14 protein-coding genes are annotated in these 16,626 nt (G+C 38.8%); 7 read left to right on the top strand and 7 right to left on the bottom strand.

All coding sequences use genetic code 11. The features are described from left to right. Positions 1-127: 127 nt before the first annotated feature. Together hutH and M3166_RS12135 are read left to right on the top strand one after the other, a co-directional pair. Entirely contained in the window at positions 128-1,612 is a 1,485-nt protein-coding gene (hutH, locus tag M3166_RS12140) for a histidine ammonia-lyase (protein ID WP_251690110.1), read from the top strand. A gap of 68 nt (positions 1,613-1,680) precedes the next feature. Then, entirely contained in the window at positions 1,681-2,559 is an 879-nt protein-coding gene (locus tag M3166_RS12135) for a 5'-3' exonuclease (RefSeq protein WP_251690109.1), read from the top strand. Positions 2,560-2,597: 38 nt separating this feature from the next. Here the strand turns inward: M3166_RS12135 and M3166_RS12130 are convergent, their stop codons facing one another. The 4 genes from M3166_RS12130 to M3166_RS12115 all read right to left on the bottom strand — a co-directional run bounded on the left by M3166_RS12130 (position 2,598) and on the right by M3166_RS12115 (position 6,851). Beyond that, positions 2,598-3,731 carry a Ger(x)C family spore germination protein gene (locus M3166_RS12130; RefSeq protein ID WP_251690108.1) on the bottom strand — a complete coding sequence of 378 codons (1,134 nt, stop codon included), beginning with the start codon at positions 3,729-3,731 and terminating at the stop codon, positions 2,598-2,600. Continuing rightward, positions 3,728-5,155 carry a spore germination protein gene (locus M3166_RS12125; RefSeq protein WP_251690107.1) on the bottom strand — a complete coding sequence of 476 codons (1,428 nt, stop codon included), beginning with the start codon at positions 5,153-5,155 and terminating at the stop codon, positions 3,728-3,730. The genes M3166_RS12130 and M3166_RS12125 overlap by 4 nt, the downstream gene beginning before the upstream one ends. Next, positions 5,148-6,239: an endospore germination permease gene (locus M3166_RS12120; protein WP_251690106.1), complete on the bottom strand. Its 1,092-nt coding sequence runs from the start codon at positions 6,237-6,239 to the stop codon at positions 5,148-5,150. Before M3166_RS12120 ends, M3166_RS12125 begins: the two co-directional genes overlap by 8 nt. 84 nt (positions 6,240-6,323) lie before the next feature. Then, positions 6,324-6,851, bottom strand: a complete 528-nt coding sequence (locus M3166_RS12115; protein ID WP_251690105.1) for a C39 family peptidase — start codon at positions 6,849-6,851, stop codon at positions 6,324-6,326. 129 nt (positions 6,852-6,980) lie between these two features. On the opposite strand from M3166_RS12115, the gene M3166_RS12110 reads away from it, so the two are divergent. Together M3166_RS12110 and M3166_RS12105 are read left to right on the top strand one after the other, a co-directional pair. Beyond that, positions 6,981-7,505 carry a sigma-70 family RNA polymerase sigma factor gene (locus M3166_RS12110; protein WP_251690104.1) on the top strand — a complete coding sequence of 175 codons (525 nt, stop codon included), beginning with the start codon at positions 6,981-6,983 and terminating at the stop codon, positions 7,503-7,505. Beyond that, entirely contained in the window at positions 7,474-8,400 is a 927-nt protein-coding gene (locus M3166_RS12105; protein ID WP_251690103.1) for a hypothetical protein, read from the top strand. The genes M3166_RS12110 and M3166_RS12105 overlap by 32 nt, the downstream gene beginning before the upstream one ends. Positions 8,401-8,446: 46 nt before the next feature. Here M3166_RS12105 and M3166_RS12100 read toward each other — a convergent pair whose 3' ends face one another. The 3 genes from M3166_RS12100 to M3166_RS12090 all read right to left on the bottom strand — a co-directional run bounded on the left by M3166_RS12100 (position 8,447) and on the right by M3166_RS12090 (position 10,710). Beyond that, positions 8,447-9,058, bottom strand: coding sequence for an NAD(P)-dependent oxidoreductase (locus tag M3166_RS12100; protein WP_251690102.1), 612 nt, complete (start codon positions 9,056-9,058; stop codon positions 8,447-8,449). Between the two features lie 2 nt (positions 9,059-9,060). Then, a complete protein-coding gene (locus tag M3166_RS12095) occupies positions 9,061-10,254 on the bottom strand; it encodes an MFS transporter (protein ID WP_251690101.1) in 1,194 nt (397 codons plus the stop codon). Between the two features lie 138 nt (positions 10,255-10,392). Next, on the bottom strand, positions 10,393-10,710 hold the full coding sequence (locus M3166_RS12090) for a thioredoxin family protein (RefSeq protein WP_251690100.1): 318 nt from the start codon (positions 10,708-10,710) through the stop codon (positions 10,393-10,395). Positions 10,711-10,951: 241 nt separating this feature from the next. Here M3166_RS12090 and M3166_RS12085 point away from each other — a divergent pair, with 241 nt between their 5' ends. The 3 genes from M3166_RS12085 (at position 10,952) to M3166_RS12075 (ending at position 16,471) form a co-directional block, all read left to right on the top strand. Beyond that, positions 10,952-13,336, top strand: coding sequence for a 3-hydroxyacyl-CoA dehydrogenase/enoyl-CoA hydratase family protein (locus M3166_RS12085; protein ID WP_251690099.1), 2,385 nt, complete (start codon positions 10,952-10,954; stop codon positions 13,334-13,336). A 121-nt stretch (positions 13,337-13,457) separates the two neighbouring features. Next, the gene (locus tag M3166_RS12080) at positions 13,458-14,630 is read left to right on the top strand and encodes an acetyl-CoA C-acetyltransferase (RefSeq protein ID WP_008408694.1); all 1,173 of its coding nucleotides are present in this window, start codon (positions 13,458-13,460) and stop codon (positions 14,628-14,630) included. A gap of 56 nt (positions 14,631-14,686) precedes the next feature. Then, positions 14,687-16,471: an acyl-CoA dehydrogenase family protein gene (locus M3166_RS12075; protein ID WP_251690098.1), complete on the top strand. Its 1,785-nt coding sequence runs from the start codon at positions 14,687-14,689 to the stop codon at positions 16,469-16,471. The last annotated feature ends 155 nt before the right edge of the window (positions 16,472-16,626 follow it).

Here is a 16,626-nt window from a genome sequence, read left to right as displayed (position 1 = left end):
ATAAAGCCCTTAAAATAAGCATTTTCAACTTAACTATTGTTTTAAAGGTGAAATATTAGTAGCAATTAACTGCTATTTAAACAATAATAAAATTGAGAGATAAGAATAGTTAAAAGGGGTGCGGTAAATGATTCAGTTAAACGGACAAAATTTATCGATCGAACAATTAGGGAGCATTTTATATAATGGGGAAAAAGTAGAAATAGCAGAGGAAGCGATAGTACGTGTTGTTAAAAGTCGTGAAGCAGTGGAAAGAATTGTTCAGCAGGATAAAACCGTATACGGCATTAACACAGGGTTTGGAAAGTTTAGCGATGTGAAAATTGCGGAGCACGAGGTAAGCAAGCTCCAAGTTAATTTAATCCGTTCCCATGCATGCGGTTTTGGGGAGCCTTTTTCGGAACAAGTTGCAAAAGCGATGATGGTGCTTAGATTAAATGCACTATTAAAGGGGTTATCAGGTATTCGCTTGGTAGTGCTGGAACGGCTGTTATGGATGATTAATGAAAATGTTGTTCCTGTTATTCCACAGCAAGGTTCACTTGGAGCATCGGGAGATTTGGCACCACTTTCTCATTTAGTTTTGGCGGTTATTGGGGAAGGAGAAGTATTTGTAAATGGTAGTAAACATCCGTCACATGAAATATTTGAACATCGGGGACTGCCGAAAATTGAACTGCAGGCAAAAGAAGGTCTTGCATTAATTAATGGAACCCAGGCAATGACAGCACAAGGCGTAGTCAATTATTTGGAAGCCGAGAAACTGGCTTATGCGAGTGAATGGATTGCCTCAATAACAATGGAAAGTTTATACGGGATTATCGATGCCTTCCATCCAGCTGTTCATGAAGCGCGCGGCATGCAAGAACAAATGGGTGTTGCAGAGCGTATGCGTGATTGGTTAAAGGATAGTAAACTCATTACACATCAAGGGGAAAAGCGGGTGCAGGATCCGTATTCGCTTCGCTGCATCCCGCAAATCCACGGAGCGAGCTGGCAAGTATTGAATTACGTCAAAGAAAAGCTCGAAATCGAAATGAATGCGGCAACAGATAATCCGCTCATTTTTGATGACGGTGGTTTAGTCATTTCAGGAGGAAACTTCCATGGTCAGCCAATTGCGTTTGCGATGGACTTTCTGAAAATCGGGATGGCGGAGTTGGCCAATGTATCAGAGCGACGTATTGAGCGATTAGTAAACCCGCAGTTAAATGAAGGGCTGCCTGCATTTTTAAGTGCGAATCCAGGACTTGAATCAGGCGCGATGATATTGCAGTATAGCGCAGCAAGTTTAGTATCGGAAAATAAAACATTGGCACATCCTGCATCAGTTGACTCCATACCGTCTTCTGCGAATCAGGAAGACCATGTTTCGATGGGTACGACAGGGTCTCGCCATGCGGGCATGATTATTGCCAATGTAAGAAATGTACTGGCAATCGAGGCATTTTGTGCCGCACAGGCAGTGGAATACAGGGGTGTAGAGAACATGTCGCCAAAGCTTTATGAGAAGTGGAAAGACATTCGTAACTTAGCACCTGCAATGACGGAGGATCGGATTTTCAGCAAAGACGTGAATCGTATCATCGACTACTTGAAACCGAACGGGTAAGTATTTACAGCAACATTCTACCGGTGCATTTGTTATAATAAGTGTTTAGTAGAAAGAGGAGATTTATTATGACAAAACCACATTTATTAATAGTTGATGGAATGGCGCTATTGTTTCGTTCATTTTTTGCGTCAGCAGCGATGAATCAATTTATACGTTTAGATGACGGAACACCATCAAACGGTGTTCAAGGCTTTGCCCGTCATGTATTGACAGCACAGAATCTGATGCAGCCGACACATTTAGCTGTTTGCTGGGATATGGGTGCGGTTACGTTCCGCAATGAACTGTACGATGGCTATAAAGCAAATCGACCTGCACCACCGGAAGAGATGCTGCCGCAGTTTGATATGGCTAAAAGAGTATCGGAAATGATCGGATGGCAAAACTTTGGAACACAAGGTCTTGAGGCGGATGATTTAATCGGATCAATGATTGAAAAGTGGAAAGACGATGCTCAAATTACTGTGATTAGCGGAGATAAAGATTTACTACAATTACTAAACCCTTCGACAACGATTGCCTTTACGAAAAAGGGCTATACAGAATACGATGTGTATACGGAAAGCCGATTTGTTGAGGAATATGGCATTGCGCCAAAACAATTCGCTGAAGTTAAAGCGTTTATGGGAGACACAAGCGATGGTTACCCGGGGGTAAAGGGCATTGGGCCGAAAACAGCGTTACAGCTTATTCAAAACCATGGTTCCATTGATGGCGTATTAGAAGCATTGCCGACATTAAAGCCGGGCCAACGTATTAAAATCAGTGAAAATTTAGCGATGTTACGATTATCGCATCAATTGGCTACAATACACTGCGATGTACCGATTGACATAGAGCTGGATCAATTAGCATTAGCACCTTATGCTCCGGAGTTATTTGAACACATTGAAAAGCATGGCTACCGCTTAATCGCGAAACATGCGCGTTCGATTTATAAATAAAATGCGAAAGAGGTTGTGCACAGTTGCACAACCTCTTTTTAATGGGAAATTATACGTTCACCTTTGACTTTTACAAGCTCCACATCCACTTTCCGAATAGTAGACTCGTCAAGAGGAATATTTCCATCTTGTTCATACTTTTTCCAAGTTTTCAAATCTTTTCGATACAATACCTCAGCTAACCGGTAAATATCAGCATCAAATTTTAAGGAAGCTTTATAGGTTTGCTCGATTTCTTTTTTTACTTGCTCCTTAATCTTGTTTTTTAATAAATCCATTTTATTTTCATTAAGAATTTCATTTGTTTGAACAACCAATTGCACTTGTAAATCAAATTGCACATTATTTTCGGAAACAATTGGTGTAATTTTAGAATGCACTTCGTCAACGGTTGTCGTTGTATATAACTCTTCAAACTCTTCCGTTTTAACGGTAATATCTGAGCGGTCTGTTTCATTTTCCAGCCATTGAACACCTTTTAAATCGTCGCCTAATAAGTTCCCTTTTAAACCAGAGTTCTTACCGATAATGCTTATGCCTTTAAATGAATAGACTGGATCCGGTCCATCTTCCTTTGACCAGTTTTCGCTAATTTCGATAAATGGTATTTTGGCTTCATGACTAGGTTCATTCAAATGAATCATAAGTTCCCGTAATTGTATAGGACGGACCCGGGATGACTGATTAAATGAACTGAGCGGGTCGGACACCTTTGAAAGGGTAATGGATTTATTGATAATGGGTGTGATGAGCAAAGCTTCCTTGAGTGGGGAATCTGTAATATAAGCCCAAGTTGTATACCTCCATTCCCTGTATCGGATAAGGGAATTGATAACAGGTTCTACTTTACCTTCCTTTGCGATATTTTCCGAAAAGAGAACATAGTTTAAATGCCCTAAAAAGAAGCGCTCATCCATCGTTTGATATAAATTAAAAAATGCTTCATCAAAAGTCTTTCCTTTGGCAATCCCAACTTCAGCCTGCGTAGCTTCCGGGTTCGGCTGTTCGCTTTTAGCAATATTAGTGAAAGCAACAACTTGACTATAAATTTCATATTCACCATCTTTATAATCGATTCCCAGGCCAAGTAAATAATACATACGTTCAGGCTGATTTGTATCCCAGCAGCCAGCAACTAAAAGTAACAATGGAAGCAAAAGCCATTTTTTCATTTTGTTTTTTCCTTTGTTTTATCTTTATCATTTAATATTTCCGGACGTTTAGTGTTTGATTTTGCTGGTGGACGGAAAAGGGACATTTTTATATTATCCCAGCTCAAATTGACAGCTATATTTAAATAAGGAACACCAAATACACGGATATTCGCGATATAAACAAGGCAAATATAGATTGATAAGAAGAAGCCGAAAAGTCCTAAAATCGATGTAATAATAATAAATACAATTCGCATCATGCTGATTGTCGTAACGAAGGACTGATTGACAAGTGTAAAGGTAGCGATCGTTGAAATGGCTATGACCACAATCATTGCCGGACTTGTAATCCCAGCTCGAATGGCTGCATCACCTATAATTAATCCTCCTACAACACTGATCGTTCCACCTAAAATACTCGGTAAGCGTAATCCCGCTTCACGAAATAACTCAAACATAAAAAGCATTCCAAGCATTTCTATAGCTGCAGGCAGTGGGGAGCCCGTATTGGCTTGTACAACTGTCGCAAGTAATTGAATTGGGAGCTGCTCTTGATGGAATGTTGTTAACGCAAGCCAAAAAGCCGGTAGTAAAAGCGCTATTAATATGCAAAATAAACGTAATAACCTTTCTAACGAGCTGAATATGGACGGAAAATCATTATCCTCTCCGGACTTTAATAATGCTAGAATATTGGTGGGCGTGATAATTGCGTATGCAATTCCGTCTACTAAAATGATAAAGCGTCCGGTAACGAGTGATTGCATCGCAAAATCAGGACGACCTGTCGAATCATTTAAAGGAATTAAATAGGAAATTTTATTCAACCGTTCCATTATCAATTCACCACTTAAAATAACATCTGTATCGATTTCAGAGAGTTGTTTTTTTAATTGTTTCAAGATAGATAAATCTGCAATGTCATTAAAATATAAAATAGCGATCTTTGTTTTAGAACGTGTCCCTAACGTTATTTTCTCAACACTTAACGAATTCGTAGGCAGACGTTTGCGGATAAGAGCAATATTTACACCTAAATCTTCAATGAAGTTATCACGTGGACCTTTAATAGTTACTTCTAAGTTTGATTCCTCAGGGCTTCGATTAGGCTTGTTTTCAATATTGCTGCATAACAGTATATTTAAATTCTCGATATAAATAAGAACAAATCCGCTAAATACATTCGTAACAGCTTCCTGCAAATCTTCAATTTTCAATAGCTGGGGAAGATGCAGTTTCTGCATTAGAACTGCCTCGTCAAATTGTTCCTTTTGATGACATGCCACTCTTAATCGGGGTACGACTACTTCATTGAATAAATGATTATCTGTCATCGCTTCACAGGTAATGAGCATAACGTTGCTTGCAGGAAAGTCAAATGTTTGAAAGCGAATATCAGCACAATTATCAAATTGCTTTTTTAAGATAGCGTATTCAATCATTATATTCCAACTTTCGCTTTGATTTTCGATTTGCTAATATAAAGAGAATAATTGAAAGTACGAAAAAGAATAACGTAGTACTTATTAGAAAATATTGCCCCTTCCATTTGCTAAATATACTGTCATCGAGTAAATAAAGAGGCAGCGAACAAAAAACAAAGAGCGGAAAAATATATTCCCAAACTTTCTTCTTTTGACCATTGAGCCCTAATAGCTCAATTGCTATGAATAATATAAAACCAATACGGACAAATGCGCCTGTAAGCCACTGGTAAATAGAAAAGAAATCAATATGGTTTATAAAGCTGCCGATTGAGGCAATTCGCCATTCTTCAAATGCGGGGTAGCGCTGTTTAGCAGCCTCAGTTGGTCCGAATTCGGCAATTGCCCCCAATAAGGGACCTAGTGTTAATCCAAATAGTATAAAGAGCATAATTAATAAATGCCGAAATTTAAGCTTTGTTTTAAAGTGCTGCTGAATAAATACGAGCAAATAAAGCTCAATAAAGCCGGAAGCAGGATATACCATAGATGTGAAAATCGGTGTAAATCCATGCTCGAAAAATGGCTGCAGCAATGCATAATCTTTCACTTGAATATTAACAAATGCGATAAAGAAGCCAAGGACGACAACACCAAACAAGACGACAACATTGACCATCGTAATCGTTAATATGGAGGATGTGGCCAGTAAAAAACATACAATTGTAAAAAAGAAAAACAAAATCAATGGCGGCGTTTGCAGCAAAAAGGTTGTTGAAACCCATTGTAGTGTTTCATGCATTGTAATAACGGCCATGAGAAGTAAGTAAAAACCAATGATAAAAATAAGCACTTTACCCAGCTTAGGGTAATTGTTTAGTAAATACATACGAAGAGATTCTTCTTTAAGTTTTTTTAATGTGATAAAAGGAAGAACTAACCAGGGAATCATCAAAAATATTGAAAAAATAACAGAAAACCAAGCATCACGACCTGCTCCATTCAGTAAGGATGGAATAATCGTGACATGGTTTTTTAATCCGATGAATGTCATTGTTAAAAAAATAATATGTAAAAGACTAATAGAGCCAACTGATTTCATAATGTATCCTCGCAGTTTTTTTACAGTAATAGCCAATCGACTAATCATTTATTCAGAAAAAAGAAAACAGCAGTAGCATAAATGCTACTGCTGTTCCTTTTCGATTTTCACAAAGCTTAAAATATTGCGTTGGTCATCATATTTAAAAGTCCGGATTTGACTGTCACGGTTACGACCGCCATTATCATGAATCGTTAAGTAGAGTTCATTGTTTTTAATTTCATATCCGATTAATGGTACCCAATGATATTTATAGAGAGGGTTGGAATTACGCAGAAACTGCCCGGTAAAATATACATCAAATTTCATCGCTACCGGATTACCCAGGCGTAACTGCTCAATTGCCTGAGTTAACGTACATTCTTCGATACACCAGTCTTCCCCTAGCAGTCGACGTAAGTTTCTGATCATCCGCCATTTAAAAAGTCCTATTTTTGTACCACCTAATAATTTATAAAGTTCGTTTACATCTTTCGTGCGGATTGTTTCATCTTCGCATAAGTAATTCAAAATAACGTGTGCAGTCGTTGGGCCGCATGCCGAGTTTTGATATTCAGGCCGGATGTCCGAACTATATTGTGACCTGCCATTTACATTTAATAATACTCGCATACTTAAAACCTCCAAAGTGTTATAAAGTAGATTAATACCCATAAATAAAAAAAATAATCATTAAAGTTGAAACTAAAAATAAAACAGCTCCGTCTAACGGTTAGCAATTAAAACAAAGGGGGGAAGAAAGTGGAGTTTGAAGTGTTTATAAGAACACATGGAGAAGAATTGCTTCGACTTTCCTATACATATGTGAAAAATAAAGAAATGGCAGAAGATATTGTGCAGGATGTGCTGCTGAAAGCATATGAACAGCGTGAGCACTTCCGCGGAAATGCGAGTTACCGAACATACTTATACCGAATGACGATCAATCGCAGTTATGATTATTTACGCAGCTGGAGCTATAAAAATACCATTTTAACGAATAAAATACAGCAAATTTTTCAAGGGACGAAATCTGCAGAACAGCAAGTGCTTGAACAAAACGAAAATCGGTTACTGGGAAATGCAGTTCTTGAGCTTCCGATTAAGTACCGTGAAATTATCATTCTCTATTATTATAAGGAACTGAAAATCGATGAAATCGCACATTTACTCTCAATTTCGGACAATACCGTGAAAACGAGACTTAGGCGTGGACGTGAAAAGTTAAGAGATCAATTAAAAGGTGGTGAGTGGCATGACGAATTCTCAAATGAAACGAGCAATTGATGAAGTGATTAGCAATGAGCCGCTGATGAATGAAGCATTTGTACAAAAAGTGTCGGATGGAAAAAAACAACGTAAGAAGCAGGTGCCGCTCATGCAACCGGCCATTGTATTACTTTTTCTATTTGTAATTGGCGGAATACTTTACTTTATGCCACAATCGGATGACCAGTTGGCGGTAGATTCGGAAGATGAGAATATGTATTTGGCAAAACCTGAACATTTTAATGACATGATGATGCAAAATCGTAGAGATAGCAGATTAATGTATGTATTTAATAATGGAACACTTTATTACACAAGCGATACACGCCTTTATTTAGAAAAACCTAAATCAGAAGATGAAATACCCTACTCGGGGGAATTATTCGAGGAAAGATATACAAATATAAAAATCAAAACAAAAGATAACCAATATTTCATTACAGGGGATGACGGGTTTAGCTGGACCTTGACACGGACCGCTCCTCGTATCCTTGTAGACGAGAGAGGTAATGAATATACAATACCGATTGCTTTTGAAGATATACCTAAAACTAGTGATATTCTGCTGGATGATAAAATCCAATCGCTGGGGATTTATAAAATCGGTGGTCTTGGGACATATGCTTATACTTTAGAGGAAGATTTAGACGAAGTAAATGAATTATTCAATCAGGCAACCGTGAATGAAGAGTACATTAGATTAAGCATACCTGAGTACATGATTGATATTAAATATGAGAATGGAAATAGAGGAAACCTGGAGCTAATGGTGAGTGAAAGCAATGAAGCAAGCTATGTAAAAAAACATGATATAGTAAATAATACTTTGACAGTGTTCAAAATTCCAAAAGCATTAGCCGATCATTTTAATCAATTAGCCGAGAAGATAGAAGAAATCAATAACGCCAAATAAAAACAAAAACTACCTCAAGTATTTGGGGTAGTTTTTGTCTGTATATTTAGCTGCATAAACCAACTGATTTGTTTTCGTATTGTGCATTATCCAATGCATTTACCATAAAATGTGCAACGCTTGCTCTTGGAATTGAGCTTGAACCTTTTGGAACCGTATCGACTGCTTCTTTGTAATCGGTTTTTAACGGTTCATCTTTTAAGCCCATAGGACGAGCGATTGTGTACGTAATATCTTTTGTTTTGTAATAGTTAAGCGCTGCGCGGTGGTCCGCTAATGGATTGGCGAGCATTTTCATCATGAGTTTCCCCATTACACCCGGAATTTCTCCATCCACGCCAGCTGAAGCACAATACACTAAACGTTTTACGCCAGCTTTCTCCATACCGTCCGCAATGTTTTTCCCCATTGTTTCAAGTTCATTGGATTTCTTTACACCTGTACTTGAACCTAAACATGAAATGACCGCTTCTTGCCCGACGATCGCATCGGCCACTTGCTCTGCATTAAATGCATCGCCTTGAATAATCGTTACATCTGTAGTTTTTAATTTTTCAGGTGTACGTACAAATGCGGTAACTGTATGACCAGCCTTAACAGCCATTTCAACAAAATGCTGGCCAACGCCACCAGTAGCCCCGAATACAATAATTTTCACGATTAATGGCCTCCTTTTAATGCTGCTTTTTGGATCTTAATACCTTTCCACATAAATGTTAGAATAATAGTGAAAATTAATATGATTAATCCTGCGATAAACGGGTATAGGATATCGATGTCATATAATGCGCCTGCAAGAAGAGGACCCATAATATTGCCGATGCTCATATAGGCATTGTTCATACCCATTGCAAACCCTTGTTCATTCCCGGCCATTTTTGAAATTAATGTCGTTAATACAGGACGCAAAATTGATGTCGCAAGGAATATTAATAACGAAATCGCAAAGAACATCGTATAGCTTCCTGCGATAATAGACAGGAAGAAGCCGGAAGCGGTAACGACTAAAAATAATTTTAAAACATTTACTTCTCCGATTGCTTTTACGAGGCGGTCAACAACAAATAATTGCATAATAACACCGACTAATCCTGTTGATGTTACCATGAAGGCAATTTCCTGTGGCGTTGCACCAAATTTATCATCTACATAAAGTCCAAGAACGGTTTCATAAGCCATTAAACCGAAACTCATGATTAGTGTAATAATCAGTGGAATGAAGAATGGCTTTTTAACAGATAAAAGAATATCATTCACCATTGATGAATTTTCGTCTTGTGGAACTTCGACTTTCTCTTCCTGACTCTCCGCCAATGTAAAGTATGAAACGACAAAGGCAAGAAGCCCGACTACCGCTGAAACAAGAAGCGGTGTTTTAAGTCCGAAATCCGCTAAAAAACCTCCGATACCTGGTCCGATTACAATACCAAGTGACATCGAGGCTGAAATAAAACTATTACCTTTTGCGCGTTGATCCATCGTTGTAATATCTGCTACATATGCAAAAATTGCAGGAATCAGGAATGCACAGCCGATTCCGCCGATAGCACGTGAAAAGTAAAGCAGCCAAATGGAATCAGCAAAGTAGAAAATAAACATCGAAATAGCTAACGTAAGCAGTCCGATATTAATGAGCGGGCGACGACCATACTTATCCGTCCATTTTCCCCCGATAGGTGATACTAAAAATTGTGCGAATGCAAAAATCGCAATGATTAAACCTGCAGCTGTTCCGCCTTGCCCAATTTCTTTTAAATAGGCAGGGATAATTGGAATGATAATCCCGAAACTCCCAACAGCAATAAACATGTTAAGCATAAGTAAAGCGAGCTTTTTTCGTTGATCTGAAGTCATAAATTTTCCTTTCTTACAATAAAATTTCACGTAATCAATTGTAATTAAAAAACCGCATTATGACTAGCGCTTTAGCTTATGAAAAATAAAAAATAAATCCAAAAGTGGTAAACTTTTGGATTTATTCATAAATACATATTATACTTGTGCGTTTAAGAATTCTTCTACTTGTGCAGGTGATTTTGCATTAGCGCTATGTAAGTGTGCTAATTTTTCACCATTTTTGAAGATTAGTAATGAAGGAATACCCATTACTTGATATTTCTCCGCTAAATCCGGGAAGTTATCACGGTTGATTGAATACCAGTCATATTGATTGTACTCTTCAATAATTGGATCGATAAACATATCCATACGTGTGCAGTCCGGGCACCAGCCAGCGAAGAATTTTACGATTACTGGTTTTTCATTGCTTGTCAGTTCTGTGAATTGTTCAATTGTTGTAATTTCTTGCATATTAATCACGCTCCTTACGCCCATTGTACACGATTATGACAGCTTACGAAAAGTAATTTAGCTTAATATATGTTCCTTCTAGCAATAAAAATATAAGAATAATAATTTTATTTAAAATTGCGAGAAAATTATTGCTTAAATTGTCAAAATAATCTACACTAAGAACAGAAAAGCTGTTTGAAGTTTTTTTTTGATTTCAAAATGAATGACTGTTCATTCAAGGGAGAAGGGGGAAGTGCTCGTGTCTTACAAAATTGAAAAAGTAGCGGTTTTAGGTTCAGGGGTAATGGGTTCAGGGATTGCAGCACATTTGGCGAATATCGGGATTCCTACATTGTTATTGGACATAGCTCCGGGCGAACTAACAAAGGAAGAAGAAGCTAAGGGGTTAACACTTGATTCAAAACCTGTTAAAAATCGATTTGCAGTTTCAGCAATGCAAAAATTACTAAAGCAAAAACCAGCACCACTTTCATCGAAAAAAAATCTAGCATTAATTACACCAGGTAACTTTGACGATGATTTAGAAAAGCTGAAAGATGTTGACTGGATTATTGAAGTAATTGTAGAAAGATTAGAAATTAAAAAAGGCTTATTTGAAAAGATTGATGCTGTACGTAAACCAGGCACAATCGTTTCATCAAATACATCAGGGGTTAGCATTAACGCAATGGCGGAAGGGCGTTCAGAAGATTTCCAGGCGCATTTCCTTGGGACACATTTCTTCAACCCGCCACGCTATTTGAAATTACTGGAAATCATTCCGGCAAACACGACAAACCCGGAAGTTGTAAGCTTTATGCAAACATTCGGTGAGGATGTATTAGGTAAAGGTGTTGTTATCGCAAAGGACACACCGAATTTTATCGCTAACCGAATCGGAACATACGGCCTAATCGTGACAATGAACGAAATGATTGCACGTAACTATACAGTAGGGGAAGTAGATTCGGTAACAGGACCACTAATCGGCCGTCCGAAATCTGCGACATTCCGCACTTTGGATGTTGTTGGTCTTGATACTTTTGCACATGTTGCTACAAACGTATATGACCAGACAACGGGTGAAGAACAGGCAGTATTTGAAGAATCACCTATTTTAAAGAAAATGATCTCAAATGGTTGGATTGGCGCGAAATCGGGCCAAGGTTTCTTCAAAAAAGTTGGGAAAGAAATTCTACAATTGAATTTATCAACATTTGAATATGAACCGACTACGAAACTTGTAGCACCATCATTAGAAATGGCAAAACAAGCAAAAGGTCCAGGAGGCAAATTAAAAGTTTTAATTTATGCAAATGACCGAGTTGGGGAACTATTATGGAATTCATTTGCACCGACACTAATTTACTCTGGAAAATTAGTAGGTGAAATTGCAGACGATATCGTTGCAATCGACAATGCGATGAAATGGGGCTTCGGCTGGGCTCAAGGTCCATTTGAAATGTGGGATTCAATCGGCGTAGAAATATCAGTCGCTAAAATGAAAGATGAAGGCCGTGAAATTCCAGAATTCGTTACTGGATTATTAGAGAAAGGCCTGAAAACATTCTATTCAGAAATCGATGGTGATTTAGCTTACTACAACGGTTCAGAATATGTAAAAGTACCGGTGAACGAAAAAGCGATCGACTTAAAACGCTACAAGAAAAAACACGGTGTGATCAAATCGAATTCAGGTGCAAGCCTAATCGATTTAGGTGATGGAATCGCGTTACTTGAATTCCACTCAAAATCAAATGCAATCGGTTTGGATATTGTTCAAATGATCAACTACGCCATTGATGAAGTTGAGAAAAACTTTAAAGGCCTTGTAATTGGGAACCAAGGTAAAAACTTCTGTGTCGGTGCCAACCTTGCAATGATTTTAATGGAAGCACAAGATGATAACATTTTTGAACTGGACTTTGTTATTAAGTCATTCCAGCAAGCAATGCGCCGTATTAAATATTCAACAAAACCGGTTGTTGCGGCACCATTCCAAATGGCATTAGGTGGCGGAGCGGAAGTATGTTTACCGGCTGCACACATTCAAGCATCAGCTGAAACGTATATGGGTCTTGTAGAAGTAGGAGTTGGATTAATCCCAGGTGGCGGCGGTAACTTAGGTCTTTACCAAAAGTTCATTAAAGGCTTGCCAAATGGCGTGGATGTAGACTATCAACAAATCGCAAACAAAGTATTCGAAACAATTGCAATGGCAAAAGTTTCGACTTCTGGTGAAGAAGCACGTGAAAATAACTTCCTGGACTTTGCGGACGGTATTTCAGTAAATCCGGATCACTTAATCTATGATGCAAAACAAGCAGCACTTGCACTTGCGGAAGCTGGCTATACAGCACCAGTGAAAAAACCGGTGAAAGTAGTAGGCGCACCTGGTTATGCAACATTGTTATTAGGGGCTCAAGGAATGTTCGATTCAGGCTATATTACAGAGCATGATCTGAAAATCGCGAAGAAACTTGCATATGTAATCGCAGGCGGAAAGGTACCATACGGAACAGAAGTTTCAGAAGAGTACTTATTAAACCTGGAAAAACAAGCATTCCTTGAATTAGTTGCAGACCAAAAATCACAAATGCGTATGCAGCACATGCTTGTAAAAGGAAAGCCATTACGTAACTAATCGAAGTCCGTGCGCAAAAAGCGACAGACTTTATCTTAAAACGTTGTATCAGTTGAAATATTTTGCCGGCAACTAGCTTACGAGTTTACTTGCTGGCTAATCACAAGGGGGAAACATCATTATGCGTGAAGCCGTTATCGTTGCAGGAGCACGAACACCAATCGGGCGTGCGAAAAAAGGATCACTTGCGAACACTCGTCCAGATGATTTTGGTGCAGTAGTAGTAAAAGAAGCATTAAAACGTGCGGGCTATGAAGGTCCAGTTGATGATTTAATTATGGGATGTGCAATGCCAGAAGCAGAACAAGGGATGAATGTTGCCCGCTTAGTTGGGGCATTGGCAGGGTTACCGGATGAAACACCAGCATTAACAGTTAACCGTTTCTGTTCATCAGGGCTACAAACAATTGCCTATGCAGCAGAGCGTATTATGCTAGGCCATGCCAAAGCAATCGTTGCAGGTGGTACAGAATCGATGAGTATGATTCCGATGACTGGTAATACAGTTCGCCTAAACCCGAAAATTGCTGAAGAGGCACCACAATACTATATCGGTATGGGTCACACAGCTGAAGAGGTAGCGAATCGTTACAATGTAACACGTGAAGAGCAGGATGCTTTTGCAGTACGTTCACACGAATTAGCTGAAAAAGCGATTAAAGAAGGTAAGTTTAAAGACGAAATCGTTCCGGTTGAAGTTACGGAATATTACGTCGATGAAAACAACCAGTTAAAAGAAAAAGTTACAATCTTTGATACAGATGAAGGGGTTCGTCCAGGTACATCGGTAGAAACGTTGGCAAAATTACGTCCAGCATTCAATGTAAAAGGTTCTGTAACAGCAGGAAATGCTTCTCAAACTTCTGACGGTGCAGCAGCAGTACTAGTAATGGACCGTGAAGAAGCGGAGAAACAAGGCATGCAGCCACTGGCAAAATTCCTGGGATTTGCTGTCGGCGGAGTTCCACCGGAAGTAATGGGTATCGGTCCAATCGTAGCAGTACCGAAAGCACTTGAAATTGCAGGGATTACACAAGATCAAGTAGACCTGTGGGAAATTAACGAAGCATTCGCATCACAGTCAATCCAAGTAGTTCGTGAGCTAGGTATTGATATGGAGAAAGTGAATGTTAACGGAGGGGCTATCGCATTAGGTCATCCACTAGGTGCAACAGGTGCGATTCTTACAGTGAAGTTAATCAACGAATTAAAACGCCGCGGCGGTAAATACGGTGTTGTAACAATGTGTATCGGCGGCGGAATGGGCGCAGCAGGGGTATTTGAAGTTCTTTAATTGTCTGGGGAAACAATACAATAAAAATCACAAAGGAAACTAGGGAGGAATTTATAATGGCACAAACAACAAACAGCATTATTAAAGGTGGCGGCTTTTTAATCGAGGACGTGGATATTAACCGAGTAATTACACCGGAAGATTTCACAGACGAGCAAAAAATGATTGCTCAAACGACACAGGAATATGTAACGAACGAAGTATTACCGGTAGTTGAAAACTTAGAGCACCATGAGTTCGATCACTCTGTACGTCTATTAAAAACAGCAGGTGATTTAGGTTTACTAGCAGCTGACGTACCTGAAGAATATGAAGGGCTAGGCTTAGACAAAATTTCTTCTGCATTAATCGCAGAAAAAATGTCACCGGCTGGCGGTTTCTCAATCACGCACGGTGCCCATGTAGGGATCGGTTCATTACCAATCGTATTATTCGGTAACCATGAGCAAAAAACGAAGTACTTACCGAAGTTAGCTTCAGGTGCATTAATCGCAGCATATGCATTAACAGAGCCAGGTTCAGGTTCGGATGCATTAGGCGCTAAAACAACAGCTAAGTTAAATGAAGCTGGCACACATTACGTATTAAATGGTGAAAAACAATGGATTACAAATGCAGGCTTTGCAGATGTATTCGTTGTATACGCAAAAATCGATGGCGATAAATTCACTGCATTCATCGTAGAGCGTTCATTCCCAGGTGTTTCTGTAGGTCCGGAAGAGAAGAAAATGGGGATTAAATCATCTTCAACTCGTACATTAATTTTAGAAGATGCAGAAGTGCCTGTAGAAAACTTACTAGGTGAAGTAGGCCGCGGTCATATTATTGCATTCAACATTTTAAATATCGGACGTTATAAATTAGGAGTAGGTACTGTAGGTGCATCAAAACGTGCATTTGAATTAGCAGTTGCTTATACGAACCAACGTCAGCAATTCAAAACAAAATTATCGGATTTCAACTTAACGAAAGAAAAAATCGCATCAATGGCTTCTCACATTTATGCATCTGAATCTTTAAACTATCGTACAGTTGGTTATTTCGAAGACCGTTTAAGCCAGTTATCTGATGAAGAGCAAAAAGACGGCAAATCAGTTGCAGCAGCAATCGCTGAATATGCTATTGAGTGCTCGATCGCAAAAGTATTCGGTTCTGAAACATTGGATTTCGTAGCGGATGAAGCGGTTCAGTTACACGGTGGTTACGGCTTTATGGCTGAGTACGAAGTAGAACGCATTTACCGCGACTCTCGTATTAACCGTATTTTCGAAGGTACAAACGAAATTAACCGTATGATCGTACCGGGCACATTTATGAAAAAAGCATTAAAAGGTGAGTTACCACTATTACAAGTTGCGCAAGAACTGCAAAACGAGCTATTAATGCTTATGCCTGAAGAAATCGGCCAAGGTGCTTTAGAGCAAGAGAAATATTTAGTGAAAAATGCCAAGAAGATTGCAGTACTTGCAGCAGGTGCAGCAGCACAACGCTACGGTGCAAAACTGGATGCGGAACAAGAGCTGTTAGTAAACATCGCAAACATTGCGAACCAATTATACGCAATGGAATCTGCAGTAATCCGTACACAAAAAGCAATCGAGCGTGACGGAGAAGAAAAAGCAGCACAAAAAATTCTTTACACTCAAATTTTCTGTCAGGAAGCATTCGCAGAAATCGAAAAAGAAGCAAAAGAAACATTAATCGCTTCAGTTGAAGGTGACGATGCACGTATGATTTTATCAGCATTACGTAAATTAACGCGTAACAACCCTTACAACTTAATTCCGAAAAAACGTGAAGCTGCAGCGAAACTAATCGAAGCAGAAAAATATGTAGTTTAATAAAGACGGTAACCGGGTGTTTACAATGCACCCGGTTTTTCTATGGGTTTTCTAATAAAATGTAAAATGTTCTAATATAATTTCAAAATGTCTAATATACATGGGAACTTCTAATATAAGTTTCCTATCTTCTATTATGTCACCCAAAGTTTCTA

Source organism: Solibacillus isronensis (assembly GCF_023715405.1).
Classification (GTDB): Bacteria; Bacillota; Bacilli; order Bacillales_A; family Planococcaceae; genus Solibacillus; species Solibacillus isronensis_B.
Note: the sequence above shows the minus strand (reverse complement) of the source record. Positions and strands in the feature narration are given on the sequence as shown.

Coding starts and splice junctions, on each gene's coding strand:
- hutH (WP_251690110.1), top strand. CDS start 128: ATGATTCAGTTAAACGGACAAAATTTATCGATCGAACAATTAGGGAGC.
- M3166_RS12135 (WP_251690109.1), top strand. CDS start 1,681: ATGACAAAACCACATTTATTAATAGTTGATGGAATGGCGCTATTGTTT.
- M3166_RS12130 (WP_251690108.1), bottom strand. CDS start 3,731: ATGAAAAAATGGCTTTTGCTTCCATTGTTACTTTTAGTTGCTGGCTGC.
- M3166_RS12125 (WP_251690107.1), bottom strand. CDS start 5,155: ATGATTGAATACGCTATCTTAAAAAAGCAATTTGATAATTGTGCTGAT.
- M3166_RS12120 (WP_251690106.1), bottom strand. CDS start 6,239: ATGAAATCAGTTGGCTCTATTAGTCTTTTACATATTATTTTTTTAACA.
- M3166_RS12115 (WP_251690105.1), bottom strand. CDS start 6,851: ATGCGAGTATTATTAAATGTAAATGGCAGGTCACAATATAGTTCGGAC.
- M3166_RS12105 (WP_251690103.1), top strand. CDS start 7,474: ATGACGAATTCTCAAATGAAACGAGCAATTGATGAAGTGATTAGCAAT.
- M3166_RS12095 (WP_251690101.1), bottom strand. CDS start 10,254: ATGACTTCAGATCAACGAAAAAAGCTCGCTTTACTTATGCTTAACATG.
- M3166_RS12090 (WP_251690100.1), bottom strand. CDS start 10,710: ATGCAAGAAATTACAACAATTGAACAATTCACAGAACTGACAAGCAAT.
- M3166_RS12080 (WP_008408694.1), top strand. CDS start 13,458: ATGCGTGAAGCCGTTATCGTTGCAGGAGCACGAACACCAATCGGGCGT.
- M3166_RS12075 (WP_251690098.1), top strand. CDS start 14,687: ATGGCACAAACAACAAACAGCATTATTAAAGGTGGCGGCTTTTTAATC.